Below are 1,610 nucleotides of genomic sequence, written 5' to 3'. Positions count from 1 at the left end.
GGCTTGCGGGCGTGCCCTGGCTCTGCCCGGTCCGCTCGCTCTTTTGGCGTCGCGACGACCCGGGGAGCAGCCCCCTTCACCACTCAAGGAGTCACCATGACCGAACTCAGCCAGCTCGACACCAGTGCAACCGTTGAAGCAGGGCCCTTCGCCCCGCACCCCGGCGCGCCTCGCCAGGAAGCAGCCGTTGAAGATTCGGGCCCGCTGCACGCGGCCACCTACAGCCCGGAGGACAACAAGTTGCGCCTCTATCCGGCGTGCCGCCTGGATGCTGCGACTTACGAGCGCGTGAAGGCTGCGGGCTTCTCGTGGGCGCCCCGGCAGGAGATTTTTGTGGCGGGGATGTGGACGCCCGCGCGCGAGGAGCTGCTGCTGGAGCTGTGCGGCAGCATTGAACCCGAGGAGATGACCCTGGCCGAGCGCCAGGCCGAGCGTGCCGAGCGCTTCGCCGGCCACAGCGCGGCCCGTCAGCGCCAAGGCGCCCAGCTGCAGGAAGCCGTCCACAAGATCGGCCAGCGCTTCGAGATGGGCCAGCCCATCCTCGTTGGCCACCACAGCGAGCGCCGCGCCCGCAAAGATCAAGAGCGCATGCAGCGCGCCATGGGCGCCGCCGTCAATGCCTGGGAAACCGCCGCCTACTGGCAGGAGCGCGCGCGCGGCGCCCTGGCTCATGCCGACTACAAGGCCCGCCCCGATGTGCGCGCCCGTCGCATCAAAGGCCTGGAGGCTGAGCTGCGCAAGGCCCAGAAGGAAGTCCAGACCGCTCAGACTCACCTAAACGCCTGGCGCAAGCCCGGCCTGACCATCGAGCGCGCCCAGAGCCTGGCGAACTACCTGCACTACAGCTGGGAGTTCACCCTGGCCCAGTTCCCGCGCGAACTGCCCGCCAGCCAGTACGAGGGGCGCATGGGCCTGTGGAGCGCCATCAAGGACGGCATCATTACCGACCCCCAGCAAGCCCTGCAGCTGGTAGAGGCGGCGTGCGGCGCGACCCTGGCGCACTATGCGCGCTGGGCCCAGCACTACGAGAACCGCCTCGCCTACGAGCGTGCGCTGCTGGGCGAGCAGATCGGCGTGCAAGACATGGCGGAGCGCTGGCCCCTGGCCGTGGGCGGCCGCGTCCTGATCGGTAGCGAGTGGCTGACCATCATGCGCATCAACAAGGTGGGCGGCAAGGCGGTCAGCGTCAGCACCAATGCCCGCTTCGTGCGCGTGCGTGGTCTGGAGGAAATCAAGGACTACCAGGCGCCCACGGAGGAGGCCAGCCAAGCCGCCGCCAAGGCGGCTGGCACTGGCAAGCTGTGCAATTACCCCGACGCCCACAGCGTGGCCATCACCAAGGCCGAATGGGACGCCATCCCTTCCGACTACCGCGCCCACAAGAAGGCGCCGGCCAGCGCCGAGCACGGCGCCCACCGTCGCAAGGCTGCAGCGGGCAGCTTTCTGCCCAAGCCCGAGTTCTCCGACAGCCTGGCTCGCGCGAACTGGTGCCACAAGTACCACTTCGTGTACATCACCGACGCCAAGCGCGTGGATCCTCCGGCCCTGGAGGCCGCACCCGCCGTGGCTGCCCCTGAGCGCGACCCTGCCACCCTGCTGGCGCAGGACGA

The 1,610-nt window shown here is 69.1% G+C and carries 1 protein-coding gene; it reads left to right on the top strand.

Annotated features, from left to right (window positions below; all coding sequences use genetic code 11):
* Positions 1–96: 96 nt before the first annotated feature.
* The coding region (locus ACE3QP_RS21740) for a DUF3560 domain-containing protein (RefSeq protein WP_374439171.1) at positions 97–1,610 on the top strand (1,514 nt) is incomplete at its 3' end.

The organism is Inhella sp., from assembly GCF_041912635.1.
GTDB lineage: Bacteria > Pseudomonadota > Gammaproteobacteria > Burkholderiales > Burkholderiaceae_C > Inhella.
Note: the sequence above shows the minus strand (reverse complement) of the source record. Positions and strands in the feature narration are given on the sequence as shown.